Origin of the sequence: Cobetia sp. AM6 (genome assembly GCF_009617955.1) — a bacterium.
GTDB lineage: Bacteria > Pseudomonadota > Gammaproteobacteria > Pseudomonadales > Halomonadaceae > Cobetia > Cobetia amphilecti.
In genome coordinates this window covers 3,970,488-3,987,487 of the sequence record NZ_AP021868.1, presented here as the reverse complement: position 1 = coordinate 3,987,487, position 17,000 = coordinate 3,970,488, and the positions used below count along the sequence as shown (strand labels likewise).

16 protein-coding genes are annotated in these 17,000 nt (G+C 60.4%); all 16 read left to right on the top strand.

The window, feature by feature from the left end; all coding sequences use genetic code 11:
* Positions 1-5 precede the first annotated feature (5 nt).
* Positions 6-2,837: an isoleucine--tRNA ligase gene (gene ileS, locus CLAM6_RS16630; RefSeq protein WP_153636666.1), complete on the top strand. Its 2,832-nt coding sequence runs from the start codon at positions 6-8 to the stop codon at positions 2,835-2,837.
* A gap of 118 nt (positions 2,838-2,955) precedes the next feature.
* Positions 2,956-3,483 (top strand): signal peptidase II, encoded by a 528-nt coding sequence (gene lspA, locus CLAM6_RS16625; protein ID WP_054556926.1) that lies wholly within the window; start codon positions 2,956-2,958, stop codon positions 3,481-3,483.
* Between the two features lie 20 nt (positions 3,484-3,503).
* Positions 3,504-3,947, top strand: a complete 444-nt coding sequence (gene fkpB / locus CLAM6_RS16620; RefSeq protein ID WP_043335961.1) for an FKBP-type peptidyl-prolyl cis-trans isomerase — start codon at positions 3,504-3,506, stop codon at positions 3,945-3,947.
* Positions 3,948-4,006: 59 nt separating this feature from the next.
* Complete coding sequence (gene ispH / locus CLAM6_RS16615) at positions 4,007-4,975, top strand: 4-hydroxy-3-methylbut-2-enyl diphosphate reductase (RefSeq protein ID WP_153636665.1); 969 nt, start codon at positions 4,007-4,009, stop codon at positions 4,973-4,975.
* Between the two features lie 221 nt (positions 4,976-5,196).
* Positions 5,197-5,685, top strand: a complete 489-nt coding sequence (locus CLAM6_RS18135) for a type IV pilin protein (protein WP_153636664.1) — start codon at positions 5,197-5,199, stop codon at positions 5,683-5,685.
* 73 nt (positions 5,686-5,758) lie between these two features.
* Positions 5,759-6,259 (top strand): GspH/FimT family pseudopilin, encoded by a 501-nt coding sequence (locus CLAM6_RS16605; protein WP_052384821.1) that lies wholly within the window; start codon positions 5,759-5,761, stop codon positions 6,257-6,259.
* Positions 6,256-6,822: a type IV pilus modification protein PilV gene (gene pilV / locus CLAM6_RS16600; RefSeq protein ID WP_082388834.1), complete on the top strand. Its 567-nt coding sequence runs from the start codon at positions 6,256-6,258 to the stop codon at positions 6,820-6,822. Before CLAM6_RS16605 ends, pilV begins: the two co-directional genes overlap by 4 nt.
* The gene (locus tag CLAM6_RS16595; protein WP_153636663.1) at positions 6,819-7,808 is read left to right on the top strand and encodes a PilW family protein; all 990 of its coding nucleotides are present in this window, start codon (positions 6,819-6,821) and stop codon (positions 7,806-7,808) included. The genes pilV and CLAM6_RS16595 overlap by 4 nt, the downstream gene beginning before the upstream one ends.
* Positions 7,808-8,386, top strand: coding sequence for a pilus assembly PilX family protein (locus tag CLAM6_RS16590; RefSeq protein ID WP_131432819.1), 579 nt, complete (start codon positions 7,808-7,810; stop codon positions 8,384-8,386). Before CLAM6_RS16595 ends, CLAM6_RS16590 begins: the two co-directional genes overlap by 1 nt.
* Positions 8,387-8,399: 13 nt before the next feature.
* A complete protein-coding gene (locus CLAM6_RS16585; protein ID WP_153636662.1) occupies positions 8,400-12,029 on the top strand; it encodes a pilus assembly protein in 3,630 nt (1,209 codons plus the stop codon).
* A 10-nt stretch (positions 12,030-12,039) separates the two neighbouring features.
* The gene (locus CLAM6_RS16580; protein ID WP_153636661.1) at positions 12,040-12,378 is read left to right on the top strand and encodes a hypothetical protein; all 339 of its coding nucleotides are present in this window, start codon (positions 12,040-12,042) and stop codon (positions 12,376-12,378) included.
* Between the two features lie 56 nt (positions 12,379-12,434).
* Positions 12,435-12,863: a type IV pilin protein gene (locus tag CLAM6_RS16575; RefSeq protein WP_441303501.1), complete on the top strand. Its 429-nt coding sequence runs from the start codon at positions 12,435-12,437 to the stop codon at positions 12,861-12,863.
* A 244-nt stretch (positions 12,864-13,107) separates the two neighbouring features.
* Positions 13,108-13,653: a GspH/FimT family pseudopilin gene (locus CLAM6_RS16570; protein ID WP_082388836.1), complete on the top strand. Its 546-nt coding sequence runs from the start codon at positions 13,108-13,110 to the stop codon at positions 13,651-13,653.
* Positions 13,637-14,143 carry a hypothetical protein gene (locus CLAM6_RS16565; RefSeq protein WP_153636659.1) on the top strand — a complete coding sequence of 169 codons (507 nt, stop codon included), beginning with the start codon at positions 13,637-13,639 and terminating at the stop codon, positions 14,141-14,143. Before CLAM6_RS16570 ends, CLAM6_RS16565 begins: the two co-directional genes overlap by 17 nt.
* Positions 14,143-15,144 (top strand): PilW family protein, encoded by a 1,002-nt coding sequence (locus tag CLAM6_RS16560; protein ID WP_153636658.1) that lies wholly within the window; start codon positions 14,143-14,145, stop codon positions 15,142-15,144. The genes CLAM6_RS16565 and CLAM6_RS16560 overlap by 1 nt, the downstream gene beginning before the upstream one ends.
* Positions 15,141-15,680 (top strand): pilus assembly PilX family protein, encoded by a 540-nt coding sequence (locus tag CLAM6_RS16555; RefSeq protein ID WP_153636657.1) that lies wholly within the window; start codon positions 15,141-15,143, stop codon positions 15,678-15,680. The genes CLAM6_RS16560 and CLAM6_RS16555 overlap by 4 nt, the downstream gene beginning before the upstream one ends.
* Positions 15,681-17,000 lie beyond the last annotated feature (1,320 nt).

The window sequence follows — 17,000 nt, the reverse complement described above, 5'->3', positions numbered from 1 at the left end:
AGGCTATGAGCGACTACAAGCACACTTTGAATCTGCCCGATACCGACTTCCCGATGCGCGGCAATCTCCCCAAGCGTGAGCCGGACCAACTGGCACGCTGGAACGAGATTGACCTCTACGCGCGTCTGCGTGAAGCAGGCAAGGGTCGTCCGAGCTTCGTGCTCCACGACGGCCCTCCCTATGCCAACGGCAATATTCACATCGGTCATGCCGTCAACAAGATTCTCAAGGACATCATCGTCAAGTCCAAGACGATGGCGGGCTTCGACGCGCCTTACGTGCCGGGTTGGGACTGCCATGGTCTGCCCATCGAGCACAAGGTCGAGACGACCCATGGCAAGCATCTCGAATCCGAGAAGGCGCGCCACCTCTGCCGTGAATACGCCGGCGTGCAGGTGGAAGGCCAGAAGCACGAGTTCATCCGTCTCGGCATCGTCGGTGACTGGGGCAACCCGTATCGCTCCATGGACTTCGCCAATGAAGCCGGCGAGATCCGTGCGCTGGCCGAGATGGTCAAGGGCGGTTATGTCTTCAAGGGCCTGAAGCCGGTCAACTGGTGCTTCGACTGCGGCTCTGCGCTGGCGGAAGCGGAAGTCGAGTACGCCGACAAGACCTCTGACGCCATCGACGTCGCCTTCGCGGCAGACGATAGCGCGGCGCTGGCCAAGGCCTTCGGCCTCGAGTCACTGAGCAAGCCGGCGGCGATCGTGATCTGGACCACCACCCCGTGGACCATCCCGGCCAACCAGGCGCTCAACGTTCACCCGGACTTCGTCTACTCGCTGGTCGACACCGGCGAGCGCCTGCTGGTGCTGGCCGAGGAACTGGTCGAGGACAGCCTGGCGCGCTTCGGCCTGAGCGGCGAGACGCTGGCGACCGTCAACGGCGCGGCGCTGGAGCTGATCAACTTCCGTCACCCGATCTACGATCGTCTGTCGCCGGTCTATCTGGCCGACTACGTCGAGACTGGCGCCGGTACCGGTATCGTCCACTCCGCGCCGGCCTACGGCGAGGATGACTTCCATACCTGCCGTCGTTACGGCATGAGCTTCGACGAGATCGAAAGCCCGGTGCAGGGCAACGGCGTCTACGTGCCGGACCTGCCGGAATTCGGTGGCCAGTTCATCTGGAAGGCCAACCCGAACATCGTCGCGCGTCTGGAAGAGCTCGGCGCGCTGATGGCGCACGAGAAGATCTCCCACAGCTACATGCACTGCTGGCGCCACAAGACCCCGGTTATCTACCGCGCAACGGCCCAGTGGTTCGTCGGCATGGACATTGCCGGCACCGACGGCGTGACCCTGCGTGACAAGGCGCTGTCCGCCATCGAGGACACCGCCTTCATCCCGGCCTGGGGTCAGGCGCGCCTGAAGAGCATGATCGCCAACCGTCCGGACTGGTGCATCTCGCGTCAGCGCAACTGGGGCGTGCCGATCCCGCTGTTCCTGCATCGCGCGACGGGGGAACTGCACCCCGACAGCGTGGCGCTGATGGAAGCGGTCGCCGATCGCGTCGCCGAGCACGGCATCGATGCCTGGTGGTCACTCGACAGCCAGGAGCTGCTGGGCGATGAGGCCGAGAACTACGAGAAGGTCACCGACACGCTGGACGTGTGGTTCGACTCCGGGACGACCCACTGGCATGTGCTGCGTGGCTCGCACCCGCATGGTCACGAGCAAGGCCCGCGTGCCGACCTGTACCTGGAAGGCTCCGACCAGCACCGTGGCTGGTTCCACTCGTCACTGTTGACCGGCTGTGCCATCGACGGCCACGCGCCCTACAAGGCGCTGCTGACTCACGGCTTCACCGTGGATGCGCAGGGTCGCAAGATGTCCAAGTCCGTCGGTAACGTGGTCGCGCCGCAGCAGGTGATGGACAAGCTGGGCGCCGACATACTGCGCCTGTGGGTGTCCTCCAACGACTACTCCGGCGAGATGGCCGTCTCGGACGAGATCCTCAAGCGGACCGCCGATGCCTATCGTCGTATCCGCAACACCTCGCGCTTCCTGCTGTCCAATCTGAACGGCTTCGAGCCCGAGCGTGATGCGCTGGCCTTTGACGACATGCTGGCGCTGGACCAGTGGGTGGTCGATCGTGCCGCCCAGCTGCAGGCACGTGTCGAACTGGCCTACGAGGAATACCGCTTCCTCGACATCTATCAGCAGGTGCTGACCTTCTGCTCGCGTGAGCTGGGCGGCTTCTATCTGGATGTCATCAAGGACCGCCAGTACACCACGCAGCCGAACTCGCGTGCGCGTCGTAGCTGCCAGACGGCGCTGTATCACGTGATCGAGGCACTGGCACGCTGGATGGCGCCGATCCTCTCCTTCACCGGTGAAGAGATCTACGCCAACATCCCGGGCCCGCGCAAGGACACCATCTTCCTCGAGACGGCCTACACCGGCCTGACCACCCTGGCGGATGATGCGGCCATGGGGCGTGAGTTCTGGGAGCAGGTGCTGCACGTCAAGCAGGCGGTCAACAAGACGCTGGAAGGCGCGCGCAACGCCGGTCTGGTCAAGAACGGCCTGGCGGCGGAAGTCACTCTCTACGTCAACGACGAGCTCAATACGCTGCTGGCAAGTCTCGGCGACGAGCTGCGCTTCGTGATGCTGACCAGCGGCGTGACCCTGGCGCCTCTCGAGGCGGCCGGTGAGGCGGAAGAGACCGAAGTGTCCGGCCTCAAGGTGGCGGTCAAGGTCAGCGAGAATGACAAGTGCGAGCGTTGCTGGCACCACCGTCCGGAAGTCGGCACCCTGCCGGAACATGCGACGCTGTGCAGCCGCTGCGTGACCAACCTGCCGGATGGCGAAGGCGAGACGCGTCACTTCGCTTGATCGCTGATGCGACCGCGGCATCGTTCAGCCTCCGCTGAGCGCTGATATCGAACGCCGGGCTCTGGCCCGGCGTTCGTGTCTTGCCGGTCGCAGACTCATTTCACGACAGGAAGGTAACATGACGTCTTCTTCACAAGGCCCCGCGACGGATACCCCTTCAGCCGGCAGTGAGCCGATGCGCTCGCCGCTGCGCTGGCTGTGGCTGTCGCTGGTGATCGTGGTGCTGGACCTGGCCACCAAGTGGCTGGCCAGCAGTTCGCTGGTCTATGGTCAGGCCAACGAAGTGCTGCCGATCTTCAATCTGACGCTGCTCCACAACACTGGCGCGGCGTTCAGTTTTCTGGCTGGCCATGATGGCTGGCAGCGCTGGTTGTTTGCGGGCATTGCGGTGGTGGCAGCCATCGGCCTGAGCATCTGGCTTGCGCGCCTCAAGCGTCACGAGACCTTCACCGCGCTGGGCATCGCGCTGGTGCTGGGGGGCGCGCTTGGCAATCTCTATGATCGTGTCGTGCATGGCTACGTGGTGGACTTCCTGTCCTTCCACTGGGGCAATGCCTTCTTCCCGGCCTTCAACGTGGCGGACGTCGCCATCAGCCTGGGAGCCGTGGCACTGATTCTTGAATCTTTCCGTGGCCGCTCCGAATGAGCGCCACAAGCGAGGTCAGCATGAGCGAGCATCGTATCGCCGATAACATGGAGGTCAGCCTCCATTTCCGTCTGCGTCTGGAAGACGGCACTGAGGTGGACTCCACCTTCGACAAGACACCGGCCACCTTCCAGGTGGGTGACGGCAATCTGCCGCCGGGCTTCGAGCGTTCGATCATGGGCATGGCGGCGGGCGAGACCGGCAGCTTCACGATCACCCCGGAGCATGCCTTCGGTCAGCACAATCCGCAGAACGTCCAGACCGTGGCGCGCAAGAGCTTCGATGAAGAGATCGAGGTCGGCATGGTGATGTCCTTCGCCGAGCCGTCGGGTTCGGAGCTGCCGGGCATCATCCGCGAGATCGATGAGCGTGACGTCAAGGTCGACTTCAATCACCCGCTGGCCGGGCGTACCCTGACCTTCGAGGTCGAGGTACTGTCAGTCGCCCCCGCGACCACGCACTGAGTCTTCTTTCCAGAGGTGCGCTCCCCGTGAGCGCGCCTCGCCATCAAGCGGAGCCTGTTATGCAGATCAAGCTGGCCAACCCGCGCGGTTTCTGCGCCGGAGTGGATCGCGCCATCGATATCGTCAACGGGGCGCTCGACGTGTTCGGGCCGCCGATCTACGTGCGTCACGAGGTGGTGCACAACCGTTTCGTGGTCGACTCCCTCAAGGAGCGCGGCGCCATCTTCGTCGAGGAACTGCACGAAGTGCCGGATGACGTCATCGTCATCTTCTCGGCACACGGCGTCTCGCGTGCCGTGCAGGAAGAGGCCGAGCGTCGCAACCTCAAGGTCTTCGATGCCACCTGTCCGCTGGTGACCAAGGTGCACATGGAAGTCCTGCGCTATGCGCGCAAGGGCCAGGATTGCGTGCTGATCGGTCATGAGGGCCACCCGGAGGTCGAGGGCACCATGGGCCGCTATGACACTACCAAGGGTGGCACCATCCATCTGGTGGAAGACGAGTCCGATGTGGCGCGTCTGGAGGTCAAGGACCCGGCGCAGCTGGCCTTCGTCACCCAGACCACGCTCTCGATGGATGACACGGCGCGCGTGATCGACGCGCTGCGCGAACGCTTCCCGGCGATTCAGGGCCCGCGCAAGGATGACATCTGCTACGCGACCCAGAATCGTCAGGACGCCGTGCGCATGCTGGCGGAAGCCTGCGATGTGGTGCTGGTGGTCGGCAGCCCCAACAGCTCCAACTCCAATCGCCTGCGCGAACTGGCCGAGCGCATGCAGACCCCCGCCTGGTTGATCGACGATGCGCAGCAGATCGAGGCCAGCTGGCTCGAGGGTATCGGCAGCATCGGCATCACCGCCGGGGCCAGTGCCCCCGAAGTGCTGGTGCAGGGCGTGATCGACCGTCTGATGGCGCTGGGAGCCTCGGCGCCCGAGGAGCTCGAGGGCCAGGAGGAAAACATCGTCTTCTCCATGCCCAAGGAGCTCAAGGAGCGCTTGATCGCCTCGGATCAGATCCGCGAGCTGTAACGCCTTGTAAGTTTCTGCCAATGAAGAAGCCGCGACCCTGTCGCGGCTTTTTTGTGCGCGCCATTCGCATTTTGCCATTCAATTCAGCAGTTTCTTGTATAAGCAACGGCATTCTTGAGCACGATCGTTGATCAATCTGGTGCGTATTGAAAAAAAATGTAATGCGCAGTTACCAAAATGATACATAATAGAGGTATGGTTCGTACTCTGGAGAATTCCCCATGCCACGACTGTTCTCGGTCATCGGTGTCAGCAGTGCAGGTGCACGCCGCAAGCCGAGACCGGGGCGCGGGGCAGCTGGCAGGCGTCGGGCCAAGGGCTTCACCCTGATCGAGATGATGATGGTGGTCGCGATCATCGGCATTCTGGCGGCGGTCGCCATTCCCTCCTATCTCGGTTATGTGGAGCGCAGCTGGCGCTCGCATGCCCAGCAGGCACTGGGGCAGCAGGCCAGACAGCTGCATGGCTTCTACTACCAGAATTTCTCCGAGGCGCCCGTGGGGGATGATGACCAGCCGACGGATGGCGTCAGCCGTATAGAGGACGGCGGTGGCAATCTTCGCTACCTGATCACGTATCGCAGTCTGTCTGCCTCGGTCTTCGTCCTGCAGGCGACGCCTCAAGGGGCACAACTCAATGATGACTGTGGCGTGCTGTGGATGGACCAGGACATGAATACCGGTGCCGAAGGAGGAGGTCGGTGCTGGTGATGGTGGGCCCCAGAAGACAGACTCGAGTCCGGCACGGCCGGTCGACCCTCAGCGGCAAGGAGAAGTATCTCTCATGCGCCAATCCCGTGGTTTCACCCTGATCGAGCTGGTCGTGACAGTGGCGATCATTGCCATCATCGCGACCTGGGCGGTGCCGGCCTGGCAAGGCCTGGTGCAGCGCTCTCAGGTGGAGTCCGATGTGCGTGCCCTGACCCATGCGCTCGGCATGGCGCGCAGCACCGCCACCACGCGCGGTGTGGATGTGAGTGTCTGTCCCTATGCGCCGAGCGTCGCCACCCCCAACCCCACGACCTGCGATGATGACTGGGCGAATGGCTGGGTCGTCTATGTCGGGAATGCTTCCAACTTCACCCTCGACGACCGCCTGTGGATCCATCAGGACAGCAATGCGGTTGCCCAGTCGGGCGGCGCCTCCAGGATCACCTACAACGATCGCGGCACGCTGACTAGTGGCAACAGTACGCTGGTGTTCTGTGCGGCATCCGATGCTACCTCTGTGGTAGTGGCGCCTTCAGGCCGTGTACGCCTTGAATCAGGAGGGGACTGCTCATGACAGCATCGTTGATGATCACATCCCTCAAGCAAGCCCTGCAGCCGCGAGCGCTGAGGAAGACATTGCTGTCTCGCCTGCAGCGGCGCCGTTCCGCTCGGCATTCACAGCGCGGCGTCGGCCTGATCGAGGCGCTGGTCGCGGTCATGCTGCTGGGGGTTTCCCTGCTGGGGCTGGGGTTGTTGCAAGTTCAGACGCTTCAACATCAGCGGGTCAGTTACAGCAATACCGTGGCACAACTGCTGTCGCTGGACATGGCTGAGCGTATCCGCGCCAACCTTGAGGCCATCGATCAATATGATGATGCCGATACCACCAATGCGCCCGCGGATGGATGCAGCTCGGACTGCGTGCCCGCAGAGCTGGCGGACCAGGACATCATTGATTGGCGTGACGCCATCATCGGCTCCACGCTGACCAGCGGCGTCGGCAGCGTGGAAGTCGACGAGCGTGTTGTCGGCGGCGCCGGCATCGGCGTTCACGATGTCAGTGTCCAGGTGCAGTGGAGTGACCCCATCAGCGGGGGAGTTGACCAGCAGACCTATCGTTTCGAGGTAGAGCCATGAATCGCTGTTCCCCTGCATCGGTCCGCCGACGCTTGGCCCCCGACACCGCTCGTCCGCATGGCTTGAAACGCCAGGCGGGCGTGGGGCTTGTCGAGCTGATGATCAGCCTGGTGCTGGGGCTGCTGATCACGGCGATGGCCGTGCAGATGTTCTCGACCTCACGCAGCACCGTGAGCACCCAGGAGGCGCTTTCCTATCTGCAGGAATCGGCCCGCTACGTGTCCTTCCGGCTCCAGCCGCTGATGCGCAATGTGGGCTACGCAGGCTGTGCCAATAGCCGCGATATCACCAATGCCAGCTCGGTGGATGCCTCCCATGACCTCACGGCGCCCTTCGGGGGGCAGCAGCGTACCCAGCGGGGCCTCAGCTATTTCAATCTGACGTTCGTCGCTGCCAGCAAGGACGGCAATGAAACCACGCTGACCAGCAGCATGACGTCGCTGGGCGGCCCGCTGTCCGTGCGCAACGGTAGCGAAGATGCCTTCGTGGCCAACGAGTATGCACTGGTCAGTGATTGCAGCAGCACCGATGTCTTCAGGGTGTCGGGCACCACCCAGGGCAATGTGGAAACCAACGACACCCTGTCACGTTCCTACGGCAGCTCTCAGTCCTCGAATGCCTATCTCTACCCGGTGCAGGCCTGGGAGCTGCGGCTGGATGACCAGGCCAACGATTCTTCGGTGCGTGCACTGTATATCGACCGTATCGATGCCGCTTTCGCACGCGAAGAACTGGCCTCCGGCGTACAGGGCTTCGATGTCAGTTTCAGCCTGGATACCACCGGCAATGGCAGTGTCGATCGTGTCAAGGTGCCGGCCGCCACGGTGCGCAGCGAAGGCCGTTGGGATGAGGTGCGCCGTATCGAGATCGCACTCACGCTCGAGAGCCTGCCGGGAGTGGTGCCGGGCGGGGATAACGATGGGCGTTTGACGCGAACCTTCAATCTCACGTTCACACCGCGCAATCTGCAACTGAGGGGCAGCTGATGAATACATCGTCTTCAACGTCCAGAGTCTGCGCGGTCACCCGGGGGCCAGCACGTCAGCAAGGCATCGCCTTGCTGATCGTGTTGATCATGCTGGTCGTGATCGGCCTGCTGGCCGTGACCGGGGTCGAGGACAGTCAGCTGCAGACACGCATGGCCGTCAACAGCCGCAACTTCGAGCAGTCCTATTACAACGCGGAAACCAGCCTGAGCATCGGTGAGCGCGCGCTGCAGGAAAGCCTGGAGGATGGCACCTGGAGCCTGGACAGCTTCGATGACTCGGCTGGCCTGATGCTGGCACTGCCCGAGGATGCACCGCCGATCAACCCGCTCTCGGAAGCGGATTGGCAAGCCAGCGGTATCCAGACGCTGGACAGTGATACCGGTGCGGTCATCGGGGCCTATGTGATCGAGTATCTGGGCAAGGTCGGCGAGCCGCCGCTGAATGCCAGCAACGAAGTGAATGCGGTGGGCACGCGCCTGGATGCCTTCCGTATCAACGCGATGGGCACGGGGGGCGGCAATGGTGCCTCCTGGACAGTAGTGCAAAGCGAGATGGAACTGGGCCCTTACTTCTGAGAGGAGCATGAATATGCGTTATCTGCTGAGTGGTGCCCTGTGCCTTGTCGCCTTGCCCTGTCTGGCGGCCCCCGGGGAAATCGCCCGCGCCCCGGTCACGGAAGCGACCGGGGTTCAGCCCAATATCCTGTTCATTCTGGATGATTCGGGCAGCATGGCCTGGGAAGACACTCTCAACAAGGGGGTGGAACAATGGGGTCTCCAGCCGGCTTCCTCGCTGATGGGATACACCGGGGTGTATTCAAAGAGCAAGAAAGAGATAGAGAACAATCATGATGCCGATGATCGTATCGTTGACTCTTCGGACCTTGGCGGGGCGGCCGGGGCCTGCATGGGCTTCAATGTCATGGCCTACAACCCTGCGCTGACCTACACCCCGTGGGCGGGGGCAGACCGACTGGGAATCGCCTATCAAAACATGAGCCTGTCGAAAGTCCGTGAAGATCCTTACGAGCCCACCAGCTCGGCAAGTATGAAGGATGATGTCTACTACGTTCGCTGGGACGATAATGGCGATGGGGACTATGACTATGGTGAATGCGGCCTCTATAGCAACAAATCGGGGCGCTGGCATCTAGACGAAGATCATGTCGTTGAAGTGGCAGATCTATCCGCAGATCAGCAAGTCAATTTCGCCAACTGGTTCACCTACTATCGCGACCGAATGCTGGTTGCCAAATCCGCCATGGCTGGTGTGATCGATGCCAACGAGTCACGAGTCGGCCTGCGTACTATCCAGGAGCGCAATGATCGTGATATCGCCGATATGACCGACTCCGGCGAGCGTGACGCATTGATGAAAGAGCTGTTCACGGCTACCCCTTCCGGTGGCACCCCTCTGCGTACCGCGCTCAAGAATGCCGGGGAGTATTACTCCAGCACTGGTCGTTCCGCGCCCATTCTGAGTGCGGATGAGGGCGGCATGTGCCAACAGAACTATTCCATTTTGATGACCGATGGCTACTGGAATGGCTCCAGCCCCAGGGTCGGCAACGTCGATGGTGGCAGCGGCGACTTCATCAGTGCCAGTCACCGTGACAGCTATTCCAATACGCTTGGCGATGTCGCGATGAAATATTATCGCGAGGACCTGCGGACTGACTTGATTGACAGTGTGCCTACCATACCGGGAGTGGATGAAAACTCCGCTCAGCACATGGTGACCTACACCGTCGCTTTCGGTGTGGATGGCTCGCTGTCCGAGAACCCTGCTGATCTCGAGTCTGCCTTCACCTGGCCGCAGCCTTCCGCCAATACCAATACCACCATCGATGATCTGCGCCATGCGGCCTGGAACGGACGTGGTGAATATCTCAGCGCCGCCAATCCGCAGGCATTGATTGATGCGCTGAACAATATCGCGCAGTCCATCGCAGGGCGCGCGGCCAGCACCGGTAGCCTGGACATCAGCAGTGGTGGGCAGACCAGCGGCGCTTATGTGATTCAGACCATCTATGATCCCGCCGATTGGTCGGGCGATGTCGTTGCACGCAAGATCGGCACCAATGGCGCCTTGAGCGCCACCTCGGACTGGTCCGTCGCGGAGTGGTTGCGTGACGATGATAGCCGTAGCTCCAGCCGCAAGGTGATCACCTACAACCCGGGGATCTCCGAAGTGGATGAGAAGGCGTTCTTCTTCAATATCGAGGAGGCCGGATCACTGGAGGCCGAACAGGTACTGGACCTCGTGGGCTTCCTCGATGAGACCCTGCTGTCAGAAACGCTGTTGGCAACGCTGCGGAGAACCGTCCGGGATGATGACGACGACGACGACGACGACGACGACGACGATGACGATGATGACGACGATGATGATGGCATTCTTGGCGGTGTCGGCTCAGTGGTTGGAGGCGTCACCAGTGGCGCGGCCCAACTGACGGGACGCGTCCTGGACACTACCGGTACCTTCCTGAAGCTGGATGGCGCTGACCTTGGCGTCAGAACGTCGGATCTCGAGAACCTGATCGGTTATCTCAAGGGTGACGATGCCTACGAAGGCACCTTGTTCCGCGAGCGTGACGACAACTATCTCGGGGATATCGTGCATGCCTCGCCGGCGATCGTCGGACCGCCTTCGGCCAGCTATCGCAATGACATGGAAGTGTCTTCGTACCGCTCCTTCAAGACGCTGTATGAGGACCGCCAGAACATGATCTACATCGGTGCCAACGACGGCATGCTGCACGCCATCGACATGGAGACCGGTGAAGAGAAGTTCGCCTACATGCCGTATGCCGCCTTCAGCATCGAGAGCGGGCGCGGTATTCGCCAGCTCGCTGATCAGAACTATGTGCACCAGTACTATGTCGATGCCACTCCGGTCGCGCGTGACGTGCATGTCCAGTTGGGGGATGAGGATGCGCCCGGTTGGCACTCGGTCCTGCTGGGTGGGCTGGGCGCTGGTGGCAAGGCGGTCTACATGCTGGATATCACCGATCCTGAAGGCTTCGAGTCATTGGGTGAATCCAACGGCACCTCGCCGGCCGAGATCGTGCAGTGGGAGTTCACGCACGAGGACCTCGGCTATACCTTCAGCGATATTCAGGTAGCGCGTCTGGATGACGGCAAGTGGTATGCCATCTTCGGCAATGGCTACAACGCCGACAGCGATGGGCGTGCCAAGTTGTTCATCGTGGACCTGGAAGACCCCGACAACTATGCGCTGCTGGATTCTCAACAGGGCAGCAATGCCGGTGGGTCGTGCACCTCTGGCAGCAGCGACTGCAATGGCATGTCGAGTCCTGAGCTGGCCGACGTCGATGCCGATGGCATCACCGACTGGGTCTATGCCGGCGATCTGCATGGCAATGTCTGGGTGTTCGACATGCGCGAGTTCTCGCTGAGCAACATCGGCAGCAGCGAAATGTCGCGTCTGTTCCAGTCATGTGCCGTTGCCTTGAACAGCACGTCATCGACCTGTCCAGCTGCTTCCCGTCAGCCCATCACATCGCGGGTAGCCGTGGCACGCAGCGGTGTCTTCAACAGCACCGTCGATACGCCGTACCTGAATGTGTACTGGGGCACCGGACAATTGCTGACGCTGCAGGATGCGGTCGATACCTCGACGCAATCCTTCTACAGCGTGCTGCATACCGGGTCCTCGACTCGCCGTCATCATGGCCAGCTGGAAAAGCAGAGCTTCTCCAATATCAGTGGCGTGAGTGACGCGCGAACGGTCACAGGGGTAGGCGTCGATTATTCCAATCAGAACAACAATGGTATGCAGTATGGCTGGTACCTGGAGCTACCGGACTCCGGTGAGCGTCTGGTGACCATCCCGGCTGTCCGTGGTGATCTGATTGTCTTCAATACCACCATCCCGGGCTCCAATGGCCCCTGTACTGGCGGTGCCAGTGGTTGGCTGAATGCGCTCAGCTTGCGCAACGGCCTGCAGCCGGTACGCAGTTACAACAATGTGCAGCAGGTCTTTGATTACAACGCTGATGGCGAGGTCAACGCGAGCGACAACGTCAACAATCAGGTCGTGCTCTCGATCAAGACAGAAGGCGAGCCCACCTCACCGAAATTCCTGGGTGATACCCAGTATGTCGGTCAGGGTGGCACCAATCAGGTGGTCGAAATGGCCATGGACTTCGGGATCGATGGGCTGGAAGGCCGTAGTGCCTGGTATCAGCTGCGCTAGGAGAGAGACCATGAAGACATCACGACTCAAGCTGACTGGTAGTGGACTGATGCTGGCGGCGGGCTTGCTCTTCACGAGCTGGGGCTCCCAGGCCCTGGCGGAAGATACCCCGATTCCGCTGGTCATGGAGCAGAGCGTCACCGGCGTCATCGACGAGCGAGAGGGGGATCAGCTGCTCGTCGACGACATGGGGTTCGTGCTTCAGCCGGATAGCCGGATACTCAATCGCAATGGGCGCGAGCTGAAGGCCTTCCACCTCACGCCGGGGCAGGAGGTCGAGGTGCGCTTCGACCCGCGTGGTGAGCCGAAGCAGGTCATCGACATCACGCTGCTGCGTCGGGGGCGCTGATGATCAGGCGAACAGGGGGGGCTCGGGCACAAGGCGGCTTCGGTCTGCTGGAACTCATGATTGCCGTGGCCATCATTGGCATTCTGGCGGCGATCGCCTATCCCAGCTATCAGGATCAGGTGGAGCGTTCACGTCGCACCGACGCTACCACCGCCTTGCTGGCGCTGGCCCAGACCCAGGAGCGCATCATGGCAACCTGCGGTGAATACGCGACGGCCAGCGTGACAGCGGCGACCAGCTGTGGAGATGCGCTTGGAGGTGGTGGCGGTGGTATCGGGCTGGGCCAGGCAGATGCCGTCAGCGAGGAAGGCTTCTACAACCTGGCCGTCGCAGGGGATGCAGACAGCTATACCCTGACCGCCACTGCTACCGGCAGTCAGGCCAATGATGCGGACTGCGCCACCTTTACGCTCACGGAGTTGGGAGTGAAGGGAGCGGCAGTCCTTGAGGACTCGGAAGACACTGACAGCAGTGATTGTTGGTAGCCACTGACAGCCGACATTGCATGGCAAGCGCCTGAAGCCTCGATCTACGATGATCGGGGCTTTTTTTGTCTGGTGGGTGAGGCTCAGTCGAGAAATATGGAATAACGGTGATTATGGGGAGTTTTCGGAATGATGGGTAATCTTGTGTAACATAATGATTCCATCTGTGGTTCATAGACGTTAAATTGCCCAATTTCACGCCTTGCAGGGTGCTTTGGCCTGCGTGGCTTTCAGGGGTAAGACGATGCAGCTTTTTCCTGCACTTCGGCATGGATGTCAGCAGGGCCGCCAGCAAGGCTTCACGTTGATTGAGCTGATGATCACGCTGGCCATTCTCGTGATCACGATCACGATTGCCGTCCCCGCCTGGCAGGGGGTGGTCGCGCGCAACGCCGTCACCGGCACGGCCGAGACGCTCGTGACTTCCATCAACTATGCGCGTAGCGAGGCGGTGGCCAGCGGCAACGACATCACGCTCTGCCCCCTGAATGCGCAGGGTGACGCCTGCATGAATTCCACCAGCTGGAGCAATGGCTGGGCGGTGGTGCAGGGCAGTCAGGCCGAGGCACGGGCGTCGCTGGGCGATGACCTGTTGCGCGTGTTTGATGCCGCCATCACCGTGCAGGCGGGTGTCGCCGGTGTGACTTTCGATGATCAGGGCGCGACCTCTGATTCCACCTGGTTGTTGATCTGCGATCAGTCGGGCGGGCAGGGCCATCGCCAGCTTGAATTGACTCCCATCGGACGAGTATTGACGGAGACTTATGGCAGCGATGACCAGAGTTGCTGAGCTTGGCGTGTCCCGTGCAAGCGGTGGCCAGCAAGGTACCAGCCTGCTGGAGGCGTTGATCGCTCTGCTGTTGATGGGGCTGACATTGCTGGGGTTCGGGCTCATGCAGATGGAAAGTCTGCAGGCCAACAATGAGAGTTACGCGCGTACCGAAGCCCGTATTCTCCTGGTCAGCATGGCAGAGCGCATTCAGGCCAATCCCGATGGCGTGGATGACTACGATGGGCTTTCCACTGCGGGGGCAGGTAATCCGGGCGGTTGTCCCTGCAGTGTTGCCGAGCTGGCGGCCCGTGATGTGGCGGTGTGGGCGGACAGGCTTGAGGACAGCAGTCTGAACGCGCCGGTCGGGTCCATCGCCAGCAGCGGCAGTGACCTTCTCACCCTGACCCTCGGCTGGAGCGGTGCCGCGCAGCTCGGGCAGAACGAAGACAGCATGGACGCCGATGCTCAGGCGTTGAGCGAGACCCTACAGATACGAGTGGTGCCCTGATGTCGTCGAAAGCCTCCCTCCCGCTGCGAGCCTTCGCGTCGCGCTCGCCTCGGGCGCCGCGCTCGATTCCCTCACGGCATGCCCAGCAGGGCGTCGGCCTGGTCGAATTGATGCTGGCGCTGGTGCTGGGACTGTTCATTTCCGCCATGGCGCTGGAATACTTTCTGGCCTCGCGCTCTACCCTCAACACCACGTCTGCCGTGTCCTACCTGCAGGAGTCTGCACGCCACGTCACACGCCGCCTGCAGCCATTGGTGCGCAATGCCGGCTTTTCCGGCTGTGCGTCGGTGAGCAGTGTCAGTGATGGTACCGGCAGCCATGCGCTGTCCGATTCTCCTCTGACGGCCGAGTCCGACACGGTGGCGGGGATCACCTACGACCGTCTGGCCTTGCAGGTACCGGCGCTGGGAGCGCAGCGCGGTTGGCAGCTCGGGGCGAGCGTCGCCCAGGGCGATACCTCGCTGACCCTGGAGGACTACACCTCCGGTACGCTGGAGACGGATAGCGTCGTGCTGATCAGCGACTGTGAGAGCGGCGACATCGCACGCCTCTCGGACGATGGCAACAACTCGCTCGATCTGTCGAGCGCCGTCGAGCACGGCTATGGCGGCACCATACAGACCCAGGCATATGTCTATCCGCTGCAGCGTTGGTACCTGTTGCTGTCACAGGCCGATGACGACTCCCCCGTTAGGCTCTGCCTGAACGGCGAGGATGTCGATGGCGATCCGGCAGCAGGCTGTGGCGAAGAAGTGGCACGATACGTCGAAGCGCTGGACCTGACCTTCGATACGGCCTCCGGCAGCGGTAGCGCGAGTCGCTTTGCCGTGGAGCGCAGCGTGGCGGAAGTGGAAGCCGCGAACGACTGGAGCAGCGTCAGACGGATCCACATCAGCCTGACCCTCAAGACGCCCCCGACGATCAACGTCGAGGGAGAGGGGGGCGGTGAGTTGCAACGCACCTTCGATATCACCCTGAGCCCGAGGAATATCGGTCTATGAACCAGGCAAGTTCTCCCAGGCCGCCACGCCAGCAAGGCATGGCATTGCTGGTCGTGCTGATCATGCTGATCGTGGTGGGCGTGATGGCGGTGACAGGCAATGAAGATACCCAGTTGCAGACCCGCATGTTGATGAATACCCAGTTCTACGACAACGCCTACGCGGAGGCCGAGAGCCTTCAGCAACAGGCGGAGAGTCGTCTGCTCGAGGGGGAGCTGACCCTGGATGATTTCGATGGGGACGGCTTCTACGACGTGACGGCGGGGGAGGACCTGGACTTCGATCCTCTGCAGGCAGACGCCTGGGAGGGGGAAGGTGTCTTGAGTGGTGATGCGGCTGACAACGGCAACTATGTCATCGAGTATCTCGGAGAGACGACGGAAGGCGTTCTGAATGACGATAACCTGAGCAGCAGTCAGTTGTTGAATGCCTTCCGCATCACGGCCGCCGGTTGGAGTCTTGAGAGCGCAGGTGACCCTGATAGCAAGAAGCGTGCACTGGCAGTGGTGCAAAGCGAAATCATGATGGCCGATTGAAGGGAATCTATCGATGAAATCGAAGCATTCACCCCGCCGCAGCGGCTTGCGTCGTATTCACCTGCCGGTCTTGCTGTCAGGCGGACTGCTGGTCGCCTTGCCCGTGCTGGCAGACAGCGACACACTACTCCAGTTGCCCACCACCCAGAGTGTCGGCGTCACTCCCAACGTACTTTTGCTTTTGGATGACTCAGGGTCGATGTCATTCGAAGATACCTTCGAGGGCGGGGATTCTACGCAGAAATACAATCTTGTTTATACTTGGGATGAAGTATGTGAAACGACTACCACCACTATCACTAGTAATGGAAGCGGAAAGGAAAAGAAAAAGGATAAGGATAAGGATAAGGATAAGGATAAGGATAAGGATAAGGATAACGGAAAGGGGAATGGAGGTACCCAAGTGGTATCTGTCACTACCTGTGAAGATGCTTTCATGCCGCGTAGTGATTTAGGTAGTTCTTATTTCTGTTCTGAAAAAAACAAGCAGGCGTATGATCCTCACCAGACCTATCTTCCTTGGAGAAAGGGTGATGGAGATGAACGCTATGATGATATGGATCCGACTGCTGCCTGGATTGACTTCAATTCAGGAGATGATTCCAGCAATCTGGTTGACCTCACCGACCCAGACTTGAATTACCGTTACTACACAGGGGGCGACTGTGAATTAGATTCTGAGGTAAAACTCTCTGATGACAGTCTGTCTGATCAAGAAAAAATCAACTACGCCAACTGGTTTACTTACTATCGTGACCGTTTGGGCGTCGGTAAGGCCGCTGCCTTGGAATTGCTGGCAGGCACTGATTTTCGTACTGGTTTTTTGACTATCAACCCAGACTCTGTGACTGCCAAGCAGGCTGAAGTTGATAGTATATATGATACATTGATAAATGAAGTCATCAATTCTATCGGAACAATAGTTTCTGTAATAACGAATTCTGATAATAGCAATGAACATCTGGATGAGGTGAAGGATGCTATTGTCGGGTCCAAGATCATACCCGACACTGCATCCAATTATAATTCCTATCGTGGGACGCCATTACGTGAGGCACTTCATCGTGCTGGTAAATATTACCAGGGTGATTACAGGGATCTCGGGGATTCCCCCATAGTCTCTGCAGATGAAGGTGGCATGTGTCAGCAGAATTTCACGGTTTTAATTACTGATGGCTTCTGGAATTCGGAAGATTCGGACGATTCTGATGACTTGAGGAATCTGGTTGCAGGATCGAACGGAGATTATAATGGTGATGGGAGATCCTGGTATATATCGAAATACTGGAAGGGTGGAAACACAACCCTGGCAGATGTCGC

What these genes read in the sequence shown, in the direction of transcription:
- CLAM6_RS18135 (WP_153636664.1), top strand. Translation starts at nt 5,197, where the DNA reads ATGCCACGACTGTTCTCGGTCATCGGTGTCAGCAGTGCAGGTGCACGC.
- CLAM6_RS16570 (WP_082388836.1), top strand. Translation starts at nt 13,108, where the DNA reads ATGCAGCTTTTTCCTGCACTTCGGCATGGATGTCAGCAGGGCCGCCAG.
- CLAM6_RS16575 (WP_441303501.1), top strand. Translation starts at nt 12,435, where the DNA reads ATGATTGCCGTGGCCATCATTGGCATTCTGGCGGCGATCGCCTATCCC.
- CLAM6_RS16555 (WP_153636657.1), top strand. Translation starts at nt 15,141, where the DNA reads ATGAACCAGGCAAGTTCTCCCAGGCCGCCACGCCAGCAAGGCATGGCA.
- CLAM6_RS16605 (WP_052384821.1), top strand. Translation starts at nt 5,759, where the DNA reads ATGCGCCAATCCCGTGGTTTCACCCTGATCGAGCTGGTCGTGACAGTG.
- CLAM6_RS16590 (WP_131432819.1), top strand. Translation starts at nt 7,808, where the DNA reads ATGAATACATCGTCTTCAACGTCCAGAGTCTGCGCGGTCACCCGGGGG.
- pilV (WP_082388834.1), top strand. Translation starts at nt 6,256, where the DNA reads ATGACAGCATCGTTGATGATCACATCCCTCAAGCAAGCCCTGCAGCCG.
- fkpB (WP_043335961.1), top strand. Translation starts at nt 3,504, where the DNA reads ATGAGCGAGCATCGTATCGCCGATAACATGGAGGTCAGCCTCCATTTC.
- lspA (WP_054556926.1), top strand. Translation starts at nt 2,956, where the DNA reads ATGACGTCTTCTTCACAAGGCCCCGCGACGGATACCCCTTCAGCCGGC.
- CLAM6_RS16560 (WP_153636658.1), top strand. Translation starts at nt 14,143, where the DNA reads ATGTCGTCGAAAGCCTCCCTCCCGCTGCGAGCCTTCGCGTCGCGCTCG.
- ileS (WP_153636666.1), top strand. Translation starts at nt 6, where the DNA reads ATGAGCGACTACAAGCACACTTTGAATCTGCCCGATACCGACTTCCCG.
- CLAM6_RS16585 (WP_153636662.1), top strand. Translation starts at nt 8,400, where the DNA reads ATGCGTTATCTGCTGAGTGGTGCCCTGTGCCTTGTCGCCTTGCCCTGT.
- CLAM6_RS16580 (WP_153636661.1), top strand. Translation starts at nt 12,040, where the DNA reads ATGAAGACATCACGACTCAAGCTGACTGGTAGTGGACTGATGCTGGCG.
- CLAM6_RS16565 (WP_153636659.1), top strand. Translation starts at nt 13,637, where the DNA reads ATGACCAGAGTTGCTGAGCTTGGCGTGTCCCGTGCAAGCGGTGGCCAG.
- ispH (WP_153636665.1), top strand. Translation starts at nt 4,007, where the DNA reads ATGCAGATCAAGCTGGCCAACCCGCGCGGTTTCTGCGCCGGAGTGGAT.
- CLAM6_RS16595 (WP_153636663.1), top strand. Translation starts at nt 6,819, where the DNA reads ATGAATCGCTGTTCCCCTGCATCGGTCCGCCGACGCTTGGCCCCCGAC.